Here is a 2,972-nt window from a genome sequence, read left to right as displayed (position 1 = left end):
GTTGCGTTGTAACTTCCGCCGTCCGACACGCTGACTCCTATTAAACCAGGAACAATGCTGTCGGCGATCGCCACATTGGTTGCCGCACTCGGCCCACTGTTAGCCGCCGTAATGGTGTAGGTGACACTTGAGCCTGCCGCCGCAGTAGCGGGCCCGGTTTTGCGCGTAACTACATCGGCAATATTGTTCGTGATAGTGGTGGTGACTCGCGCCGACGGGCTGCTGCCGCTGTTGTTGGCGGGTACGGGATCGATCGTGTTGCTGCTGCTGAATACACTGTTTGTAATAGCGCCGAGTGTAGTTGGGGCCGTAACAGTTACGGTGCGGGTCTGGCTGGCCCCAACAGCTAAATTCGGAATACGCCAGGAGACCAATCTCGTTGTCGGGTTGAAAGTGCCGCCGCTGTCGGCACTGCCAAATACTGCCCCTCGGGGCAGTTGGTCTTCAACTAGCACATTTTCGGCCGGGTTCGGGCCATTATTTACTGTCGTAATTGTGTAAGTAATGGGGCTGCCCGGTGCCGCAGCGGGCGGGCCTTTTTTCGTTGTCGCAACATCTGCTGTAGTAAGCGGCACGTCTATAGTTTGGATAGACAAAGTGCGAACGTCGTGAATATTTGTTGCGTCTCCCGTTGAACCTGCAAAACCAAATTTAAATGTTGCGGGGATTCGCCCGTTTATTGCCTCTAAATCGCTAATGTCGATAATAGTCTCGCCCGGATCTGTAAACGAACCATTATTGTTGAGATCAAAGCTAACAGTAAGCTGACGACGGCTGGGCGTTTCAGAAGTGGGAGGTTCCAAAATAACTTGAACTCTTCTTTTGGCTGGTTCGCGAGTGCTAGTAATAGTGTTGGTCGGCGGACTTACGGGATTGGGAATATTATCTATTCCCCCCGGCACAAAGTTAGAAGTTAAAAACCGATATTGCGTAGCTTGGCTACCTCGAAGCGTTACCGAATCTGGTCTACGCCCCCCCCCAATTCCGCCTATACGCCCTTCATTTTCAGTTGAAAAATTTCCGAATTCATCCAATCCAATTCCTAAATAACCTCCGAGTAAACCGGACTGATTTTCGTTGATATTTTGGGCGTAGCCGAGAGAACCTCCATAGCCTCCAGCTTTTGTTGGCGTCACACTACCCTCAATTAAAAAGAAACTTATGCCGTCCCCTGTCCGCCCTGCTAAATTATCACGTGCTGTGCCGTTGTAGGCAAATATATCGAAGACAATTTTAAGACCACTGCTGGCGGGTACCGGACTGTTATAGATGGCAAAAGTAGATTGGTCAAAACTTCTTGAAGTTAACCTCAAAGCTCCGCTGCCGGGCGCGTCTATGTTCAAACCCGGAAAAGTCTCTGTTCCGGTTCCTGCTGTTAAAGCTGGAGCGTCTGACGTGCCGGTGACCCCAGATATCCAAGGCCCTATTAGACTTGCATCTTGAAAAGTTTCGTCAACTAAAGTAATGAGGACAGCGCTGTAAGTTTCCTGTGTTTTTGTTTCAAATGCTATTGCGGTTTTTACTTGTCCTGCTGTAACATTTAATTTCCAGTTTCCTCCTAATTTTGCACTACCAATTAAATTGTTAGAAGCGGCTATATTTGCGCCGGTTAGTTTTCTCAGCTTCCGCACGAAAGCAATCCCTGATTTTCCAGCCGCAACCCTACACGCTAATAATAAAATATCGGCTTTTTCGCTTAAGGCATTTCGCCACTGCTGCAAATGCCGATCGTACTTTGGTAAGTTTTCATCCTTCAGTACCGTTGACCCGATTTGCACCAAACCTTCATTGCCGTGAGCAACTATCTGAAGGCTGGCAATTAAGCTGCGTTTAGCTAGAATCTCGGTAATTTGTTCTACTCCGTCTAGGGTGCGATCGAGGACAATTATCTCTGTTCCCGGTTTAGCTCCGCTGGCAAGATGCTGATAATTCTCTACCCTGGGATCGATGCAAACTAAATGTTTTTTATGCTCACTCTTGACGCGAAGACTCGCTTTTTTTAAACAGTAAATATCGCTCAGCCGATCGCCCGCTAACGGCTCCCGAATACCACGATCTTCTATGCAGTCTTTTTCGTGCCGCTCACAACTTAATTTTTGCATAGGGGAAGAGTAGTTGAACCCTGATCTTTTCATGAGTTAGATAGCTCCTTGACGTGTTAATTGTCAACCTTAAGTGGTAGATATTATTGTTAATTGCTAATAAGAAATTTCTACTTGCTAATTTCTCGGCTTCGCATACTTAACAAGTTCCATTTACTGCGATATTTTTTTTATCGACATCTTCCCAAAGTAGCAGTTAGTGGCATTTACCTGGGAAATCAGGCGTTTTTTTAGCCAAGTCTGACTAAACGCAGAATTATTTTAGTATAAAAAAAACGCCTGCGCTCTAAGAAAATTACGCCGTGAGGTGCGAAATTTGTTTGCACCCGCTAGTTGACAATTGTTCGTGTTTGTAGTATTAAGGGGGTTGACCCCTCAGACGTTTATTAGGACTTGAGTCCAGATAACAAACCAATTTTATGGTAGTCAATCAGTCCAATATCAAATAGTATCTCTTTGTGTAAAAGAAACGTTATAACTTTGGTCGTCATAAATTATGCCTTTTGACTTTAATCAGGAATGAATTACTCCCTAAAACCAATTTCATAGTAGCAGCTCTGTCGAACATCAAATAAGTCACTAGCTTGATGTTAGTTGAGCTAAAAATATTCTACAAGCCCGGTTAATTTTAAAAACCGAGCGTGTAGAATATCGGCAAAATGCCCCCGATAAAATGCGCTTTTATTCTTACCGAGCCAAATTCAGAAAATCCAGAGAAGTAATAGTATTATCAGCCCCAAAAACCTGAGCTAAAACCTCCCCTGTGGCCGCAACCTGCAGCAGTGTGCCATTTGCCGTCGAGTTAATTTGCAAAGCCTCAAAACTCAAGCCACCAGCCAGGAAAAACTTATCAGTTCCTACAGAAAAATT

At 45.4% G+C, this 2,972-nt stretch carries 1 protein-coding gene and 1 pseudogene; both read right to left on the bottom strand.

Going from position 1 to position 2,972, the window contains the following annotated elements:
* On the bottom strand, positions 1-2,102 hold a 2,102-nt coding region (locus QUA42_RS27445; RefSeq protein ID WP_333141820.1), incomplete at its 3' end, for a DUF4347 domain-containing protein.
* A gap of 687 nt (positions 2,103-2,789) precedes the next feature.
* Positions 2,790-2,972: pseudogene (locus QUA42_RS27440) on the bottom strand (calcium-binding protein); the annotation flags it as partial.

The sequence above is a fragment of the Microcoleus sp. Pol11C2 genome (genome assembly GCF_036701505.1).
GTDB lineage: Bacteria > Cyanobacteriota > Cyanobacteriia > Cyanobacteriales > Microcoleaceae > Microcoleus.
This window is presented reverse-complemented; position numbering and strand designations above follow the sequence as displayed.